Raw genomic sequence first — 17,472 nt, 5'->3', positions numbered from 1 at the left:
AAAAAGGCGCCGGTCCGGCGCCTTTTTCTTTGCGTAAGCCGTGCCTCAGCGCCGGCGCAGCACGTGGATGATCTCCTCGCCCTGCTGCTGCTGCTCGACCAGCTCGTTGCCGGTCTGCCGCGCGAACGCCTGGAAGTCCCGCAGCGAGCCGGGGTCCGTGGCCACCACCTTCAGCAGCTGGCCGGACTGCATGTCCGTCAGCGCCTTCTTGGCGCGCAGGATGGGCAGCGGGCAGTTCAGGCCGCGGGTGTCGATTTGCTTGTCGATGTTCATGGTGCGCCGTCGAGGGTGTCTGATTCTAGGCACGTTGCCGGCAGGCGCGCTGCGGGCATTTGCTATCGTCGCGGTGTTCTGGGCAGACCACTTCATGATCCTTGTCACCGGCGGCTGCGGATTCATCGGTTCCGCGTTCATCCTCGACTGGCTGCACCAGGGGCGAGAGCCCGTGGTCAACCTGGACCTTCTCACGTACGCCGGCCACCTGGGCAACCTGCGGGAAGTCGACAGCCAGCCCGCCTACCGTTTCGTCCGCGGCGACATCGGCGACGCCGACCTGGTGGCGCGATTGCTCGGCCAGCATCGGCCGCGCGCGATCGTTCATTTCGCCGCCGAGAGCCATGTGGACCGCTCCATCGCCGGTCCGGAAGCCTTCATCCAGACGAATGTCGTCGGCACGACGCGGCTGCTCCAGGCGGCCTGCGAGTTCTGGAAGGCCTTGCCGGAATCCGAAGCAGAGGCATTCCGCTTCATCAACGTGTCCACCGACGAAGTGTTCGGCTCGCTCCAACCCGGGGAGCCGGCGTTCAGCGAGCGCCACCAGTACCAGCCCAACAGCCCCTACTCGGCGTCCAAGGCGGCGGCCGATCATTTCGCCCGGGCCTGGCACCACACTTTCAAGCTGCCGGTCATCACCACGAACTGCTCCAACAACTACGGTCCGCGGCAGTTCCCGGAGAAGCTCATCCCGCTGATGATCCACAACGCGCTGGCAGGCAAGCCGCTGCCCGTGTACGGCGATGGGCGACAGGTGCGCGACTGGCTGCATGTCAGCGACCACTGCTCCGCGCTGCGCGCCGTGCTCGAACACGGCAAGCCCGGCGAGACCTACAACATCGGCGGGCGTTCGGAGCGCACCAACCTGGAGGTGGTCCACACGGTGTGCAAGGTGCTGGACGAGGCGCGGCCTGGCTGTCGTCACGCCGACCTGATCCAGCACGTGCCCGATCGTCGCGGGCACGACCGGCGCTACGGCATCGACGACACGAAGATCGCCGGCGAGCTGGGCTGGAAGCCGTCGACCGGTTTCGAGCAGGGCATCCGCGACACCGTGCACTGGTATCTCACCAATCCGGAATGGGTCGAGTCGGTCACCAGCGGCGCGTACCGGCGCTGGGTCGAGCAGCAGTACCCGACCATCCAGGCGGCATGAAGATCCTGCTGTTCGGCGCCAACGGCCAGGTCGGCTGGCAGCTGCGCCGCAGCCTTGCGGTGGTCGGCGAGGTGATTCCGCTGGATCGCAGCAGCACGCCACTGTGCGGCGACCTTCGCGATGCGCAAGGCGTCGCCGCATCCGTCGCCGACGTGGCGCCGGACGTGGTGGTCAATGCTGCGGCCTACACGGCGGTCGACCGGGCCGAAGACGAGCCGGACGCCGCGTTCGCGGTGAACGCATCCGCCTGCGACGCCTTGGCGAAGGCAGCGACACGGCAAGGCGCGTGGCTGGTGCACTACTCCTCCGACTACGTGTACGACGGCAGCGGCGAGAAGCCCTGGCGCGAGACCGATGCCACCCGCCCATCGAGCATCTACGGCCGCAGCAAGCTCGCCGGCGACCAGGCCATCGCGCACGGAACACGGCGCCATCTCGTGTTGCGCACGAGCTGGGTCTTCGACAGCTGGGGACAGAACTTCGCCAGCAGCATCCTCAAGGCTGCGGCTGTTCGCGATGAACTGACCGTGGTGGCGGACCAGTGGGGTGCCCCCACGCGCGCCGCCCTCATCGCCGACGTGACGGCGCACGCGCTGCGCGTGCTTGCGGCCGAACGCAATCCCGAGCGCCTGGCCGGCATCTATCACGTCGCGGCCGGTGGCTCGACCAACTGGCACGAGTACGCGCAGCTGATCGTGCAAGAAGCAAACGCGCGCGGCTGGCCTTTGCGGGCCAGCGCGGATCGGGTCAGGGCCATCGCCTCCGCCGACTACCCCGCGCGCGCCACGCGCCCGAAGAACTCCCGGCTGGACACCACCCGCCTGCGCGAAACGTTCGGCCTCGCCCTCCCGCCGTGGCAGGACGGCGTGCGCGCCGTCATCGCAGAACTGGCGCAGCATCGCGCCGCCGCAAGCACCTGATATGCCGACCACCGCTCCCGCCCGAAAGGGCATCATCCTCGCCGGCGGCGCCGGCACGCGCCTGCACCCGGCCACGCTGGCGATCTCCAAGCAGCTGCTGCCGGTGTTCGACAAGCCCATGGTGTATTACCCGCTGGCCACGCTGATGCTGGCCGGCATCCGCGAAGTGCTGGTGATCAGCACGCCGCAGGACACACCGCGCTTCGAGCAGCTGTTGGGCGACGGCAGCCAGTGGGGCATGCGCATCGCGTACGCGGTGCAGCCGCGCCCTGAAGGCCTGGCCCAGGCCTTCATCATCGGCCGCGCCTTCCTGGGTGGTGCGCCGAGCGCCCTGGTGCTGGGCGACAACATCTTCTACGGCCACGATCTCGTGAAGCTTCTCAGGGAAGCCAACGACACCGTAGACGGCGCGACCGTGTTCGCGTACCACGTGCGCGACCCGCAGCGCTATGGCGTGGTCGCCTTCGGGCAGGGCGGCAAAGCGACCTCGATCGAGGAGAAGCCGCTGCATCCCAAGAGCAACAGCGCAGTCACCGGCCTGTATTTCTACGACGCCGAGGTCTGCGACATCGCAGCCGCGGTCAAGCCTTCGGCGCGCGGCGAACTGGAGATCACCACGGTCAACCAGCATTACCTCGAGCGGGGTCGCCTGCGTGTGCAGATCATGGGCCGCGGATTCGCCTGGCTGGACACGGGTACGCACGAGAGCCTGCTGGAAGCGACACAGTTCATCCACACGCTCGAGCAAAGGCAGGGCTTGAAGGTGGCGTGTCCGGAAGAAGTCGCCTGGCGCAACGGGTGGATCGACGATGCGCAGCTCGTGGCGCTCGCCGAGCCGCTGGGCAAGAGCAGTTATGGCAGCTACCTGACGGGGCTGCTCAAGGGATGATCGGGAATGAAGGCCACGCCCACCCGGCTGCCGGAAGTGCTGCTCATCGAGCCGCGCGTGTTCGGCGATTCGCGCGGCTTCTTCATGGAGAGCTGGAACGAGCGTGCGTTCGACCAGGCGACCGGCGCAGCCGTGCGTTTCGTGCAGGACAACCATTCACGGTCGGCACGCGGCGTGCTGCGGGGCCTGCACTACCAGCTCACGCGGCCGCAAGGCAAGCTGGTGCGCGTGGTGAGCGGCCGCGTCTTCGACGTCGCGGTCGACCTGCGCAAGGCCTCTCCGCGCCTGGGCCAATGGGTCGGCGTGGAGCTCAGCGCGGACAACCAGCGCCAGCTGTGGGTGCCGCCGGGCTTCGCGCATGGCTTCCTGGTTCTCTCCGGGCAGGCGGACTTCCTGTACAAGACCACTGATTACTATGAGCCGAGCGACGAGCGCGCCCTGGCCTGGAACGACCCGCACGTGGGCGTGCAATGGCCACTGGACGAGGCCGGCAACCTTCCCACGCTGTCGGCCAAGGACCAGGCCGCCCCGCGCTGGGCATCGGCGGAGCTTTACCCATGGTGAACAACACTTGCGCCAACTGCCGCTTCAAGGGACCGGCCGTCGTGCATCTCGACTCCGAGCCGCCCCAGCCTTCGCTGGTGGCCACCGCCACCGGTCTCTTCGTCTGCCTGGCAATGCGCCAGCTCGGCGCCGTGCGGGTGGGCGCCGGTGAAGCCACGATGGGTGGCTCGGCCCGATCGTTCGACCTGCGCACGGGCGCGGGCGTGGCCGACCGCAGCGGCCACGGGGCCTCCCTGTGCGTCACCGACGATTTCGGCTGCAACCGCTGGCAGCCGGCCTGAGCGCCCCTACTGCGAGCGGCGCTGCCACTCGACGAACTGCGGCTCGTAGCCCTTGCCGCGCAGCCAGTCCGCGAGCGCGTAGCCCGTGCCCGCCGGCCAGCACTTGACCTGGTCATAGGCGTAGAGCCGCCAGTCCACCAGCTCCGGCGACAGCTTCACCTCGCCTTCGGCGCGCACGTGGTAGGCGATGATCACCTGGTTCATGCGCTGGAAGTCGTAGACGCCGATCAGGCTGACCTCCTGCGCGTCGAGGTTGGTTTCTTCCTTCAGCTCGCGCCGGATCCCGTCCTGCGGCGACTCGCCTGCCTCCATGAAGCCGGTGATCAGCGCATAGACCTTGGGCGGCCAGGCCGCGTTGCGCGCGAGCAGGATCTGGTCCTGGTACTGCACCACCGCCGCCAGGACCGGGGTGGGATTGTTCCAGTGCGTCCACTGGCAGGCCGGGCAGCGCATCCGCTCCCGGGGGCCGCTGTCCTCGACCTGCGTGATCGGCTGCAGCGCAGTGGCGCACTGCGGGCAGAACTTCCAGTCCGCGTTCACGCGGGAAAGACGCCGGTGGAGAGGTAGCGATCGCCGCGATCGCACACCACGAACACGATGGTGGCGTTCTCCACCTGCGCCGCAACCTGCTGCGCGACCCAGCACGCGCCCGCGGCCGAGATGCCGCCGAAGATGCCTTCCTCGCGCGCGAGACGCCGGCACATTTCCTCCGCGTCCTCCTGGCTCACGTAGACGAGCTCGTCCACATGCGACGGGTCGTAGATCTTCGGCAGGTATTCCTGCGGCCACTTGCGGATGCCGGGGATGCGCGAACCTTCGCTCGGCTGCGCGCCGATGATGCGCACGTTCGGGTTCTTCTCCTTCAGGTAGCGCGAGACGCCGGTGATCGTGCCGGTGGTGCCCATCGCGCTGACGAAGTGCGTGATGCGGCCGCCGGTCTGCTCCCACAGCTCCGGCCCGGTGGTCTCGTAGTGGATGCGCGGGTTGTCGGCGTTGGCGAACTGGTCGAGCACCTTGCCCTTGCCGTCGCGCTGCATGTTCTCGGCCAGGTCGCGCGCGTACTCCATGCCGCCGCTCTTGGGCGTGAGCAGCAGCTCCGCGCCGAAGGCCTTCATCGTCTGCGCGCGTTCGATGGACAGGTCCTCCGGCATGATCAGCACCATGCGGTAGCCCCTGATCGCCGCCGCCATCGCGAGCGCGATGCCGGTGTTGCCGGATGTCGCCTCGATGAGCGTGTCGCCCGGCTTGATCTCGCCGCGCTCCTCAGCGCGCTTGATCATCGACAGCGCGGGCCGGTCCTTCACCGAGCCGGCCGGGTTGTTGCCCTCGAGCTTGCCCAGCACCACGTTGCCGCGGCGCTTGTTGGCTTCGACCCCGATGCGCTGCAGCGCGGCCAGGGGCGTATTGCCGATGGCGTCTTCGATGGTGGGATAGGTGCGCGGGTCCATTCGCCCACTGTGCCATAATTTTTTTCTGCGCTCTCAACGCTGCCGGAGTGGCGAAATCGGTAGACGCAGCAGACTCAAAATCTGCCGGTGGCAACACCGTCCCGGTTCGATTCCGGGCTCCGGCACCAATCCAAGCCCATCGCTGGAGCACCTCTCCCCGAAGACGCGGAGCTCAGCGCGAAACTGGAGCGGCTGGCTCAGGTTCGACGGCTGCGATGCGCAGCAGATTGGTGGTGCCGGCGCGCCCAAACGGCATGCCGGCCACCACAGCCACGAGCTGCCCGGGCCGCGCGAAGCCCTCATCGCGTGCGCATGCCACGGCGCGCAGCGTCATCTCGTCAACGTCGCGCACGTCCTGGATCTGCAGGGCGTGCACGCCCCAGGCCAGCGCGAGCCGGCGGGCGACCTCGCGACGCGGCGTGAGGCTCAGGATGGGCGCCTCCGGCCGCTCGCGCGCCGCCCGCAGGCAGGTCTTGCCCGAGCTGGTATAGCAGACCACCGCGGCGACGCGCAGCAGCGAGACGGCACGTCGGGTGGCGCAGCACACCACGTCGGCGACGCTGCTGCCCGGCGCAGATCCGCTGTGGCTGGCGTCGATCGCTTGCCGGTAGAAGGGATCCTGCTCCACCTGCTGGATGATCCGGTCCATCATCGACACCGCCTCGGCCGGATAGAGGCCCGCAGCCGACTCGGCCGAGAGCATCACTGCATCGGCGCCGTCATACACCGCCGTGGCCACATCGGAGGCTTCGGCCCGAGTCGGCACCGGCGCTGCGATCATGGACTCCAGCATCTGGGTCGCGACGATAACGGGCTTGCCGAGCTGGCGGCACGTGCGAACGATCCGCTTCTGGATGGCAGGGACGCGCTCGGCCGGCAGTTCGACCCCCAGATCGCCGCGCGCCACCATCGCGGCATCGGCGAGCGCGACGATGGCCTCCAGCTGGTCCAACGCGGAGGGCTTCTCCAGCTTGACCACGATGCCGGCGCGCTCGCCGATCAGCGCGCGCGCTTCGGCCACGTCCTCGGGTCGCTGCACGAACGACAAGGCGACCCAGTCCGCCCCCAGTTCGAGCGCCAGTTCCAGGTCGCCGCGATCCTTGGCCGTCAGGGCGCTGATCGGCAGCAGCGCGCCCGGAACGTTCACGCCCTTGCGGTCGGAGAGCACGCCGCCCACCAGCACGCGCGTGGCGGCGAATCCGCTGCCGCAGTCTTCCACCGCGAGGCGCAGCTTGCCGTCGTCGAGCAGCAGCTCGTCGCCCGGCTTGAGCGCCTGGAAGACTTCCGGGTGCGGCAGGCTCGCCCGGCGGATGTCGCCCGGCGCGGCGTCCAGGTCGAGGCGGAAAGCGGCGCCGGCCTGCAGGCTCACCGGCCCGCCGGCAAAGGTTCCCACCCGCAGCTTGGGACCCTGCAGGTCGGCCATGATGCCGATCGGACGCCCCGTTTCCTGCTCGAGCCGCCGCAGCAAGTCGAACCTGCGCCTGTGGTCCTGCGCCAGGCCGTGGCTGAAATTCAATCGAAACACGTCGGCCCCGGCCAGGAACAGCCGCCGGATCACCTCCGGCTCCGAGCTGGCGGGTCCCAGCGTGGCCACGATCTTCGCGTTACGGCTGCGTCGCATCCCGTTTCCCTGTCACGGTGTCGATCAGGATCGCGTAGTCGTTCACGTTGGCGCGGCCTGGCCGAGCTCGAAATTCGACAGCCTCTCGAGCGCGCGCACCAGCGCCGAATGGTCCCAGGCCTGCCCGCCCTGGGCCACGCAGGCATTGAACATTTCCTGCGCCGTGGCCGTGTTGGGCATCGCCAGCCCGAGCTGCCGCGCGCTGGACAGGGCGAGTTTGAGGTCCTTCTGGTGCAGCCCGATGCGAAAGCCCGGCTCGAACGCCCGCCTGATCATCCGCTCGCCGTGCACCTCCAGCACCTTGGAAGACGCGAAGCCGCCCATCAGGGCTGCGCGCACGCGCGCGGGATCGGCGCCGGCGCGGGCCGCGAACAGCAACGCCTCGGCGACGGCCTGGATGTTCAGGGCCACGATGACCTGGTTGGCGACCTTGGCGGTCTGGCCGTCGCCGTTTCCTCCGACCAGGTTGATGTTCTTGCCCATCAGCTCGAAGAGCGGGCGCACCTGCTCGAACACGCTTTCGGCGCCGCCGACCATGATCGAGAGCGTCGCGTTCCGCGCCCCCACCTCGCCGCCCGACACCGGCGCATCCAGGTACTCGCAGCCGAGCTCATTGATGCGGCGTGCGAAGTCCTTGGTCGCGACGGGCGAGATGGAGCTCATGTCCACCACGATCTTGCCCTTGGACAGCCCGGCGGCGACTCCACGCTCGGAGAACAGCACGTTCTCGACGTCCGCGGTGTCGGGCACCATGATGAAGACGATGTCCGCGCGTTCGGCGACGCCCCGCTGGCTGGTGCACACGGTGGCGTCGCTCTTGGCGATCGCCTCCGGGACGCGGCCCCGGGTGTGCACGAACAGCTTGTGCGCAGCCTTGATCAGGTGCTCGCACATCGGCGCGCCCATGATGCCGAGGCCCACGAAACCCAGTTTCATCCGATCCGTATTCATTGCGCGACTCCTTCAGCCTGTTGTCGGCACAGCGCCCCTCGCCAATCGAGACCGGCTTCGGTGGATGCCGCCGGCTTGTATTCGCACCCGACCCAGCCGGCGTAGCCGATCCGGTCCAGGTGCCGGAACAGGAATCGATAGTCGATCTCCCCGGTGCCGGGCTCGTTGCGGCCCGGGTTGTCGGCGACCTGGACGTGGCCGATCTTCGGTAGTGCCCTCGCCAGCGTGGCCGCCAGCTCGCCCTCCATCCGCTGGGCGTGGTAGACGTCGTACTGCAGCAGGAGGTTGGGTGCCCCGACCTCGTCGATCAGGTCCAGTGCCTGGCTCGTGCGGCACAGGTGGAACTGCGGGATGTCGAAGGTGTTGATCGGCTCCACGAGCAGGTTGATGCCGGCTTTGTGCAGGCGCCCGGCTGCATGGCGCAGATTGGCCACCAGGGTGTCATGGAGCACCGAGGCGGGTACGCCGGCGGGCGCCTTGCCCGCCAGGCAATTGAGCTGGCGCACGCCCAGTTCCTGCGCGTAGCGGATCGCCTGGCCGACGCCGATGCGGAACTCCTCGATCCGGTCGGGATGGCTGGCGATGCCCCGCTCGCCCGCGGCCCAGTCGCCCGCCGGCAGGTTGTGCAGCACGAGCGAAAGCCGGTTGGCTTCGAGGCGGCGCCGGATCTCGCCGGCGGGGTAGTCGTAAGGAAAGAGGAACTCGACGGCCGTGAACCCGGCCTGCGCGGCACGCTCGAACCGGTCCAGGAAGGGGACTTCCGTGAACAGCATCGTCAGGTTGGCGGCGAATTTGGGCATGTCGAGGTTCCTCAGTCGAGCAGTGCGAGCGCGGTCGGCGCGTCGGCCGCGGTGGCGGCGAGCTCTTCGAACTCGACGACGTTGTCGATCTCGGTCCCCATCGCGATGTTCGTCACCCGCTCCAGCAGGACTTCGATGACGACGGGCACCTGGTACTCGGACATCCAGGCTTCGGCCTGCCGGAGGGCGGCCGCGAGTTCCCCGGGCGCATGCACCCGGATCGCCTTGCATCCCAGGCCTTCGACCACCTTCACGTGATCGATCCCGTAGCCGGCGGCGACTTCCCCTTTGGGAACGTTGATGTTGTCGAAGGCCAGCTGGACGCAGTAATCCATGGAGAAGCCGCGCTGCGCCTGCCGGATCAGGCCGAGGTAGCTGTTGTTCACCACCACGTGGACGTAGGGCAGCTTGAACTGCGCCCCCACGGCCAGCTCTTCCAGCATGAACTGGAAGTCGTAGTCACCGGAGAGCGCGACGAGCCTGACCTGCGGATCGGCCGCACGCACGCCCAGCGCCGCCGGCACGGTCCACCCGAGCGGACCTGCCTGGCCGCAATTGATCCAGCGACGGGGACCATAGACGTGCAGGAACTGGGCGCCGGCGATCTGCGACAGGCCGATCGTCGACACATACGTGACGTCGCGTCCGAAGACCTCGTTCATCGCCTGGTACACGCGCTGCGGCTTGATCGGCACGTTGTCGAAGTTGGTCTTGCGCTGGTGCCCCAGGTCGGCCTTGCGCCGCCGGCAGTCGCCGGCCCATTCGCTCCACTTGCGGAACCTGCCGGCCGCGATCCGCTCCGAGGCGACTTCCAGCAGCATGCGCAGCGCCGCCCCGGCGTCGGACACGATGCCGAGGTCCGGCGCGAATACGCGGCCGATCTGCGTGGGCTCGATGTCGATGTGGACGAAGCGCCGGCCCTTGCAGTAGACCTCGGGGGAGCCCGTGTGCCGGTTCGCCCAGCGGTTGCCGATGCCCAGCACGAAGTCGGAAGCCAGCATCGTCGCATTGCCGTAGCGGTGGCTGGTCTGCAGGCCGCACATGCCGGCCATCAGCGGGTGGTCGTCGGGGATGGCGCCCCAGGCCATGAGCGTCGGAATGACGGGGATGCCGGTCAGCTCGGCGAACCGCACCAGTTCGTCGGCCGCGTCGGCATTGATGATGCCGCCGCCGGCCACGATCAGCGGCCGCTCCGCGGTTTCCAGCATGTCGAGAACTTTCTCGATCTGCTTGCGGCTCGCCGCCGGCTTGTAGACCGGCAGCGGCTCGTAGGCCTCGATGTCGAACTCGATCTCGGCCATCTGGACGTCGACGGGAAGATCGATCAGCACCGGACCCGGCCGGCCGGAGCGCATCAGGTGGAAGGCCTGCTGGAACACCTGCGGCACCTGCGCGGGCTCCAGCACGGTGGTGGCCATCTTGGTCACGGGCCGGGCGATCGAGGCGATGTCGACGGCCTGGAAATCCTCCTTGTGCAGGCGCGCGCGCGGCGCCTGCCCCGTGATGCAAAGGATGGGAATGGAGTCCGCGGTGGCCGAGTACAGGCCGGTGATCATGTCCGTTCCCGCCGGGCCGGACGTTCCGATGCACACGCCGATGTTGCCCGCCTTGGCGCGGGTGTAGCCCTCGGCCATGTGGGAGGCGCCTTCGACATGCCTGGCCAGCACGTGCGAGATGGTCTGCCGCTCCTTCAGTTGCGCGTAGAGGGGGTTGATCGCGGCACCGGGCACGCCGAAGGCCTGCGTCACCCCTTCCTTCTCCATCACGAGAACAGCGGCCATCGCGGCCTTCATCTTGGACATCGAGTCGCTCCTATCAGGTGCGCTCGATTGTTCCGAGGCCGCTTCAGCCTGTGAACGGCAGTCCCGGCGATATCACATATTCCGGGACGGAATCCGTCGCATCACGCGCGCGGCAGTTGCTCCCACCAGCGGCCAGCGAAGTGGCCCTCGAGGAAGCCGATGAACGCCTGGACCTTCGCGGGCACCAGCTTGGGCGACGGATAGACGGCGTGGATCTCCTGTTCGGGCAGTTCATAGCCATCCAGCACCTGCTGCAGGTCTCCCCGGCGCAGGGATCGTTCGGCCACGTACCAGGGCAGCGCGGCGATGCCCAGATGGCCCCGCGCCGCGGCGAGCACGGCCGACAGGTTGTTCGAGCGCAGGCTCCCGGTAACCGGGATCGCGACGGTCTCCCGGCCCGGCGACTTGAGCAGCCAGACATCGTTGCCTTGCACGCTGCTGTAGATGAGCGCCGTGTGCTCCTGCAGGTCTCCCGGACTTGCCGGCACGCCTGCCTTGCGCAGGTACTCGGGCGAAGCGACGAGCAGCCACGGATTGACGCCGAGGAACCGTGCGCCGAGCGTGGAATCGGCCAGCTTTCCGAGGCGCAGGGCCACGTCGATGCCCTGTCCGACGAGGTCCGTGTAGCGGTCCTCGAAGCTCAGGTCCACCCTGACCTGCGGGTGGCGCGAGATGAACTCGAGCGCCAGCGGCACGACCACCCTGCGCCCGAAAGCCACCGAACTGCCGATGCGAAGGAGCCCCTGCGCATGCTCCTGCCGCGAGCGGACCGCGCTGTCGGCCTCCTCGGCGTCGCGCAGCAGCACCTTGCACTTGTCGTAGTAGATCGCGCCGGCTTCGGTCGCGCTCACGCCGCGCGTGTTGCGGTTGAGCAGTCGGACTTTCAGCCGCGACTCCAGGGCGGCGATGTGCTTCGTGATCGTCGGCTGCGTCGTCCTGAACTCGCTCGCGGCCTTGGAGAAGCTCCCCAGCTCCACCAGCCGGACGAACATCTCCATGACTTGCAGGCGATCCATGGCCGGCCGCCGGCCTCAGGCCCTGAAGATCGCCTCGAGGTCCGCTTCGCCGTTGCCGTCGTCCAGGCTCAGGCTGCTCTCGATGTGGTCCAGGTGCTCGAGCATCAGTTTTTCCGCCCGGCCGCGGTCCCGCTTGGCGACCGCGTCGATGATCATCTGGTGCTCGTCGTCCCGGCAGCTCTGGGCCGTGGGCGCGTCGTACAGGAAGATGATCAGGCAGGTGAGCATGCACAGCTCGCGCATGGTGCGCGCGAGCGACGAGTTGCCCGCCAGTTCGGCCGCCAGCGTATGGAACTCACCGGACATGCGGATCACGGCGCGCTTGTCGCCGCGCCGCCGCGCATCCGCCTCGAGTTCCACGTGCTGGCGCAAACGGGTGACCTTTTCCGGGGTCAGCGTGTCCACCAGGCGCCGCAGCACCGCCGGCTCGATCAGGCGCCGCGCCTCGAAGACGTCGCGCGCCTGCTCGATGGTGGGCTTGGCGACGTACGCGCCTCGCTGCGGGACGAGTTCGACGATCTGCTCGTGCGCCAGGCGCGCGAGCACTTCCCGCACGCGCGCGCGGCTCACGCCGAAGATGTCGGCCAGGCGTTCCTCGCCCAGCTTCGTGCCGGGGTGCAGGCGGTGCTCCAGGATCGCGACGTAGATCCGCTCGTAGATCTCGTCAACCGACTTCTCTCGCTCGGCGCGGCTGCCGGGCGCCTTGCGCTCGTTGCCGGACATCAAGGTCGCAGTGCCGTGGGAGTGGTCCTGCCGGCCGCCTGCGTTCCGGTCGGCGGCCTTCGCGTGCCGGGGCTTCAGTTCCATTGGAACAACTCCCCCCAGCCGGTGATCGCGGCTGGCGAGCCGCCGGCGGCGCGAACCATGCCCCAGACCGTGGTGCTCACCGTGTCCAGCAACGGGATGCCGTGAGCGCGCTCGATGTCCGGGGCGAGCTGCGCCGCCCGCAGGTTGGTGCAGAACGTGGTGATGGCCTGGGGCCGCTCGAGCGCCACCTGCGCCATCAGCTCGCGCAGCTTGCGCGGGTCCACGCCGGCGAAGTCGTGGTTCACGCGGATGCCGAGGTGCCTTTCCGCCACCGCGTCGACGCCGAGGGCGCGGTAGTTGGCGACGATGCGCTGCTGCACGTCGTCCGTGTAGGGCGTGACGAAGCCCAGCCGCGTGATCTTTCGCAGGCCGAGCAGCTCGTTGAGCGCCAGCACTGCCGTGGTCGCCGGGATGCCGGTCCGCTCCCGGATGCGCTGCACCAGCTGCCGGTCGCGATCGAAGCCGAGCCAGCCCGAGGAAGTGCCGCTCCAGCCGATCGCGTCCACCTTCGCATCGGCCAGCAACTCCGCGGCGGCCAGGATGTTGCTGTCGTCGAACTGCCCGAGCGCGCCGGCGTCCAGCGCGATCTCCGTCACCTTGAACCGCGAGAAATGGACGCTGGCGCCCGGAAGCATGCCCACGATGGCCGTGGTCAGCGGCTCCAGGGCCGTATTGGAGGACGGGGTCAACACCCCCAGGCGGAGGGCACGGCTCATGGGTTCCTTCGAAAGTTTCCGGGCCTGAGTATGCGCGATGGGCCTGCGGCGATTCCATCAATTCAGGTCAGTTTTGTCGACACTAGTGTAAACACCAGTGCCGCCATGCTCGCCCTGGACGATAGTGCGGCTACCTGAACTCGCTCTCATCGCGCCGGGGCGAAGGCCTGAATCTTGCCTCAACCCTGGAACCTTCCGTATGCACTCTCCCCTCGCACTCTTTTCGATCGGCGTCGTTTTGTCGACAACCGTGTCTGCACTTTCTTGGCGTCTTTGCAGCACCAAGCCGGTGCAACAAAGGGGCCGGCATGGCTGAGCGCAGCAAGCTGGACCTCGTGATCCGCAATGCCCGCGTCGCAACTGCGAGCGACACGTTCGACTGCGACGTCGGCATCCGCGACGGCCGGATCGCCCTGCTGGGCCAGGAGCTGCCCGCGGGTGCGCGGGAGATCGACGCGGCCGGCCGCACGGTGACGCCCGGGGGCGTCGACGCCCATTGCCACCTGGACCAGCCGATGGAAGGGCCGGCCAGGATGGCCGACGACTTCGCCACGGGCAGCCGCTCGGCCGCCTGCGGCGGCACCACGACCATCATCCCGTTCGCGGCCCAGATGAAGGGCCAGTCGCTGCGCGCCGCCGTGGCCGACTACCACGGCCGCGCCGAAGGCAAGGCCTGCATCGACTACGCCTTCCACCTGATCGTGAGCGACCCCACGCCTGAGGTGGTGTCGAACGAATTGCCGGGGCTGATCGGGGAGGGCTACACCTCGTTCAAGGTCTACATGACCTACGACGACCTGAAGCTGGACGATGCGCAGATCCTGGACGTGCTGGACGTCGCGCGCACCCACGGTGCGCTCGCCATGGTCCATGCGGAGAACGCCGACTGCATCGAGTGGCTGACCAAGCGGCTGGAAGCGGCCGGCCGCACGGCGCCGCGCTGGCACGCGCACGCGCGGCCGATGCTGGTGGAGCGCGAGGCCACGCATCGCGCGATCGCGCTGTCCGAGCTGGTGGACGTCCCGATCCTCATCGTGCACGTGTCGGGTCGCGAGGCGATCGAGCAGATCCGGTGGGCGCGCAGCCACGGCCTGTCGATCTTCGCGGAGACCTGCCCGCAGTACCTGTTCCTCACCGCGGAGGATCTCGGTATCGACGACAGCTATCTTGGTGCGCGCTGCGTCTGCAGCCCGCCGCCGCGCGACAGGGCCAATCAGCAGCGCATCTGGGAAGGGCTCACGGACGGGCTGTTCACGGTGTTCTCCTCCGACCACGCGCCGTTCCGCTACGAAGATGCCCAAGGCAAGAAGATCGGCGGCCAGGAAGTGCCGTTCCGCCACATCCCCAACGGCATCCCGGGACTGGAGACGCGCCTGCCGCTGCTCTATTCCGAGGGCGTGCTGGGTGGCCGGATCACGCTGCAGAAGTTCGTGGAGCTCACCGCCACCAATCCCGCCAAGGCGTACGGCCTGCATCCGCGGAAGGGAACCATCGCCGTGGGCAGCGATGCAGACCTGGTGATCTGGGACGAGCGCGAGGTCACGGTGGACAACGGGAAGCTGCACCACGCGGTCGACTACACGCCCTATGAGGGCATGAAGCTGAGGGCCTGGCCCGGGCTCACGTTGTCGCGCGGCGAAGTCGTGTGGGACGGCACGAGCTTCACCGGCAAGGCCGGCCGCGGCAAGTTCCTGCCTTGCGGCAGGCCTTCGCTGCTCCCGAGGCGCGGCTGAGGAGACGGCCATGCGCGTGTTGCTGATCAACCCGAACATCTCCGACAGCGTGTCGGACCTGATCCGCGCCGAGGCGCAGCGCAGCGCGTCGCCCGGAACGCAGGTCGAGGTGCTGACCGCGCGCTTCGGCGTCGCCTACATCGAGACCCGCTTCGAGGCGCTGATCGGGGCGTACGCCGCCGCGCAGCTGGCGGCGGAGCACTGCGCGCGGGCCGACGCCATCGTGGTCGCCGCCTTCGGCGACCCGGGGCTCGGCGGTCTGCGCGAGGTCATGCCGGTCCCCGTGACGGGCATGACGGAAGCGGCGCTCGCCAGCGCCCACCTGCTGGGCCACCGCATCTCCATCATCGCGATCTCGCAGCGCATCCAGGCCTGGTACCGCGAAGTGGTCGAGGCCTGCGGCTTCGGTCCGCGGCTGGCCAGCATCCGTGCGCTGGACCGCCCGATCTCCGCCATCGGCGGCGTGCAGCAGGAACATGCGCAGGCGCTGAAGGCGCTGGCCGAACGCGCCGTCGCCGAGGACGGCGCCGAAGTGATCATCCTGGCCGGCGCGCCGCTCGCGGGACTGGCCCGCTCCCTGCACGGCCAGTTGCCCGTCCCCGTCGTCGACGGCGTCTCCAGCGCCGTGCGCCACGCCGAAACCCTCGCGGCGCTCAAGCCAGGCCGCGCGCTGCGCGGCAGCTTCGCCATGCCACCCGCCAAACCCCATGCCGGCCTGCCCGATGCCATCGCGCGGCTGCTCGATTCCTCTCGCTGAACCTTCCTCGCCACCAAAGGAGCCACCCGTGACCTTCCGTCCTTCCCTCAAAACCGTCGTCGCGGCCGCCATGGCCGCAGGCCTGATGCTGCCGGCGCTCGCGCAGGACCGCATCAAGTTCAAGGCCATCGGCCAGCCGCTGGCCACCGGCCTGATCCAGAAGAACAAGGAACAGCCCTTCTTCGAAAACTTCGCCCAGCGCACCGGGCTGCCGGTCGACGTGGACTACAAGCCGATCGACACGCTCGGCGTGAAGGACACCGAGCAGCTGCGCGTCATGAAGGCCGGCCTGTTCGACATCGTCTCGCTGCGCGTCTCGCAGAACTCGCGTGACGAGCCGACCATCCTGGGCCTGGACCTGGTGGGAGCCGCCCCCGACTACGCCACCGGCCGGAAGGTGGCCGACGCGTACTTCAGCACCATCGACGAGCGCCTGCAGAAGCAGTTCAACGTGAAGCTCCTCGGCGTCTGGCCCTTCGGTCCGCAGATCCTCTTCTGCAAGAAGCCGATCACCAAGCTGGCCGACGTCAAGGGCATGAAGGTCCGCGTCTACGACCAGAACCTGGCCAAGTTCATCGAGATGGTGGGCGGCACCCCGGTTCCCGTCTCCTTTGCCGACACCCACCAGTCGCTGTCGCTCGGTGTCGTGGACTGCGCCATCACCGGACCCAGCTCCGCCAACTCCGCCGGCTGGCCCGAAGTCACCACGCACCAGCTGCCCGTCGGCTTCCAGATGGCCCTGAACGGCTACGCGATCTCGCTCAAGGCCTGGAACCAGCTCAAGCCCGACCAGCAGGCCAAGCTGAAGACCGCCTTCGACGGACTGACCAACGAGATCTGGAAGTATTCCGAGGAACTGTTCCAGGATGCGCTGAACTGCAATGCGGGCAAGGACCCGTGCACCACCGGCAAGAAGTTCAAGCTCACCAACGTGGCCGTCACCCCCGGCGACCTGGAGCTGGTGCGCGGCGCGGTGACGAAGGTGTCGCTGCCGGTCTGGGCCGAGGTGTGCGACAAGTCCAACCCGGGCTGCTCGCAGAAGTGGAACGCCACCGTCGCACCGGTGCTGGGGCTGAAGTGAAAGCGGCTGCGAACATGAGCGAAATGCTGGTGCCCCCGGCACCGGAGGCCGCGGCCTCCGGCGGGTTGGCCCGCCTGAGGGACCGGACCGAGACGGTGCTCGCCACCGTCTTCGGGACGATCTTCATCGGGCTGGCGGTGGTGGTCACCGTCGAGACCCTTGCACGCAAGCTGTTCAACATCTCGCTGCAGGGCGCCGACGAACTGGGCGGCTATGCGCTGGCGGTGGGCTCCACCATCGCCTTCAGCCTCGCCCTGATGGGCCGCGCGCACATCCGCGTGGACGTGTTCCACGACAAGTTCCCGCCGCGCGTGCAGGCGGTGCTGAACTGGGTGTCGATCGTCTCGCTTGCCGTCTTCGGGCTGTTCATCAGCTGGGTGGCGTTCAAGGTCATCGGCGACACGCTGCAATACCGCAGCACGGCGCAGACGCCCTGGGCCACTCCGCTGATCATTCCGCAGGGCGTGTGGTATGGAGGCTTGCTGATCTTCGGTTTGCTGGCCCTCGTCTATGCCTTGCGCGCGACCGCCCTGCTGTTCGGCGGCCGCATCGACCTCCTCAACCGCGACTTCCATCCGAAGAGCGCGAAGGAGGAGCTGAAGGAAGAACTGGATGACCTGGTGCAGCGCCAGGGGGCCGAAGGAGACAAGCCGTGAA

At 68.3% G+C, this 17,472-nt stretch carries 19 protein-coding genes and 1 tRNA gene; 10 read left to right on the top strand and 10 right to left on the bottom strand.

Annotated elements, in window-relative coordinates; all coding sequences use genetic code 11:
• Window positions 1-45 precede the first annotated feature (45 nt).
• Window positions 46-273, bottom strand: a complete 228-nt coding sequence (locus EZ313_RS00540; protein ID WP_135261283.1) for a sulfurtransferase TusA family protein — start codon at window positions 271-273, stop codon at window positions 46-48.
• A gap of 94 nt (window positions 274-367) precedes the next feature.
• Between EZ313_RS00540 and rfbB the strand changes: the two genes are divergently transcribed.
• Genes rfbB through EZ313_RS00515 form a run of 5 tightly spaced genes read left to right on the top strand, consistent with a single transcriptional unit; the run spans window position 368 to window position 4,083 of the window.
• Window positions 368-1,429, top strand: coding sequence for a dTDP-glucose 4,6-dehydratase (gene rfbB, locus EZ313_RS00535; protein ID WP_135261282.1), 1,062 nt, complete (start codon window positions 368-370; stop codon window positions 1,427-1,429).
• Window positions 1,426-2,349, top strand: coding sequence for a dTDP-4-dehydrorhamnose reductase (rfbD, locus tag EZ313_RS00530; RefSeq protein WP_135261281.1), 924 nt, complete (start codon window positions 1,426-1,428; stop codon window positions 2,347-2,349). The genes rfbB and rfbD overlap by 4 nt, the downstream gene beginning before the upstream one ends.
• 1 nt (window position 2,350) lies before the next feature.
• Window positions 2,351-3,238 carry a glucose-1-phosphate thymidylyltransferase RfbA gene (gene rfbA / locus EZ313_RS00525; protein ID WP_135261280.1) on the top strand — a complete coding sequence of 296 codons (888 nt, stop codon included), beginning with the start codon at window positions 2,351-2,353 and terminating at the stop codon, window positions 3,236-3,238.
• A gap of 6 nt (window positions 3,239-3,244) precedes the next feature.
• Window positions 3,245-3,802: a dTDP-4-dehydrorhamnose 3,5-epimerase gene (gene rfbC / locus EZ313_RS00520; RefSeq protein WP_135261279.1), complete on the top strand. Its 558-nt coding sequence runs from the start codon at window positions 3,245-3,247 to the stop codon at window positions 3,800-3,802.
• Window positions 3,796-4,083: a hypothetical protein gene (locus EZ313_RS00515; protein WP_135261278.1), complete on the top strand. Its 288-nt coding sequence runs from the start codon at window positions 3,796-3,798 to the stop codon at window positions 4,081-4,083. The genes rfbC and EZ313_RS00515 overlap by 7 nt, the downstream gene beginning before the upstream one ends.
• 6 nt (window positions 4,084-4,089) lie before the next feature.
• Here the strand turns inward: EZ313_RS00515 and EZ313_RS00510 are convergent, their stop codons facing one another.
• Window positions 4,090-4,623 carry an NUDIX hydrolase gene (locus EZ313_RS00510; RefSeq protein ID WP_135261277.1) on the bottom strand — a complete coding sequence of 178 codons (534 nt, stop codon included), beginning with the start codon at window positions 4,621-4,623 and terminating at the stop codon, window positions 4,090-4,092.
• The gene (cysM, locus tag EZ313_RS00505; protein WP_135261276.1) at window positions 4,620-5,531 is read right to left on the bottom strand and encodes a cysteine synthase CysM; all 912 of its coding nucleotides are present in this window, start codon (window positions 5,529-5,531) and stop codon (window positions 4,620-4,622) included. Before cysM ends, EZ313_RS00510 begins: the two co-directional genes overlap by 4 nt.
• A gap of 41 nt (window positions 5,532-5,572) precedes the next feature.
• On the opposite strand from cysM, the gene EZ313_RS00500 reads away from it, so the two are divergent.
• Window positions 5,573-5,659 (top strand) — tRNA-Leu (locus EZ313_RS00500).
• 44 nt (window positions 5,660-5,703) lie between these two features.
• Here the strand turns inward: EZ313_RS00500 and pyk are convergent.
• The 7 genes from pyk to EZ313_RS00465 form a co-directional block, all read right to left on the bottom strand.
• Window positions 5,704-7,152, bottom strand: coding sequence for a pyruvate kinase (gene pyk, locus EZ313_RS00495; protein ID WP_135261275.1), 1,449 nt, complete (start codon window positions 7,150-7,152; stop codon window positions 5,704-5,706).
• A gap of 42 nt (window positions 7,153-7,194) precedes the next feature.
• A complete protein-coding gene (glxR, locus tag EZ313_RS00490; RefSeq protein ID WP_135261274.1) occupies window positions 7,195-8,103 on the bottom strand; it encodes a 2-hydroxy-3-oxopropionate reductase in 909 nt (302 codons plus the stop codon).
• Window positions 8,100-8,903, bottom strand: coding sequence for a hydroxypyruvate isomerase (hyi, locus tag EZ313_RS00485; RefSeq protein WP_135261273.1), 804 nt, complete (start codon window positions 8,901-8,903; stop codon window positions 8,100-8,102). The genes glxR and hyi overlap by 4 nt, the downstream gene beginning before the upstream one ends.
• An 11-nt stretch (window positions 8,904-8,914) precedes the next feature.
• A complete protein-coding gene (gene gcl, locus EZ313_RS00480; RefSeq protein ID WP_135261272.1) occupies window positions 8,915-10,705 on the bottom strand; it encodes a glyoxylate carboligase in 1,791 nt (596 codons plus the stop codon).
• Between the two features lie 101 nt (window positions 10,706-10,806).
• Window positions 10,807-11,721: a LysR family transcriptional regulator gene (locus EZ313_RS00475; protein WP_135261271.1), complete on the bottom strand. Its 915-nt coding sequence runs from the start codon at window positions 11,719-11,721 to the stop codon at window positions 10,807-10,809.
• Between the two features lie 15 nt (window positions 11,722-11,736).
• Window positions 11,737-12,444: a GntR family transcriptional regulator gene (locus tag EZ313_RS00470; protein WP_135263506.1), complete on the bottom strand. Its 708-nt coding sequence runs from the start codon at window positions 12,442-12,444 to the stop codon at window positions 11,737-11,739.
• 74 nt (window positions 12,445-12,518) lie between these two features.
• The gene (locus tag EZ313_RS00465; RefSeq protein WP_135261270.1) at window positions 12,519-13,244 is read right to left on the bottom strand and encodes a maleate cis-trans isomerase family protein; all 726 of its coding nucleotides are present in this window, start codon (window positions 13,242-13,244) and stop codon (window positions 12,519-12,521) included.
• A gap of 308 nt (window positions 13,245-13,552) precedes the next feature.
• Between EZ313_RS00465 and hydA the strand changes: the two genes are divergently transcribed.
• From hydA to EZ313_RS00445, 4 genes are read left to right on the top strand one after another with little or no spacing between them, the layout of a single operon-like run.
• Window positions 13,553-14,977: a dihydropyrimidinase gene (gene hydA / locus EZ313_RS00460; protein ID WP_135261269.1), complete on the top strand. Its 1,425-nt coding sequence runs from the start codon at window positions 13,553-13,555 to the stop codon at window positions 14,975-14,977.
• 10 nt (window positions 14,978-14,987) lie between these two features.
• The gene (locus tag EZ313_RS00455; RefSeq protein WP_135261268.1) at window positions 14,988-15,734 is read left to right on the top strand and encodes an aspartate/glutamate racemase family protein; all 747 of its coding nucleotides are present in this window, start codon (window positions 14,988-14,990) and stop codon (window positions 15,732-15,734) included.
• Between the two features lie 28 nt (window positions 15,735-15,762).
• The gene (locus EZ313_RS00450; RefSeq protein WP_240788492.1) at window positions 15,763-16,815 is read left to right on the top strand and encodes a TRAP transporter substrate-binding protein; all 1,053 of its coding nucleotides are present in this window, start codon (window positions 15,763-15,765) and stop codon (window positions 16,813-16,815) included.
• A gap of 14 nt (window positions 16,816-16,829) precedes the next feature.
• Window positions 16,830-17,471, top strand: a complete 642-nt coding sequence (locus EZ313_RS00445; protein ID WP_135261266.1) for a TRAP transporter small permease subunit — start codon at window positions 16,830-16,832, stop codon at window positions 17,469-17,471.
• Window position 17,472: the final 1 nt, after the last annotated feature.

The organism is Ramlibacter henchirensis (assembly GCF_004682015.1).
In the GTDB taxonomy this organism is placed as follows: Bacteria; Pseudomonadota; Gammaproteobacteria; order Burkholderiales; family Burkholderiaceae_C; genus Ramlibacter; species Ramlibacter henchirensis.
The sequence above is the reverse complement of the archived record's forward strand: the minus strand, read 5'-3'. Positions and strand labels throughout refer to the sequence as shown.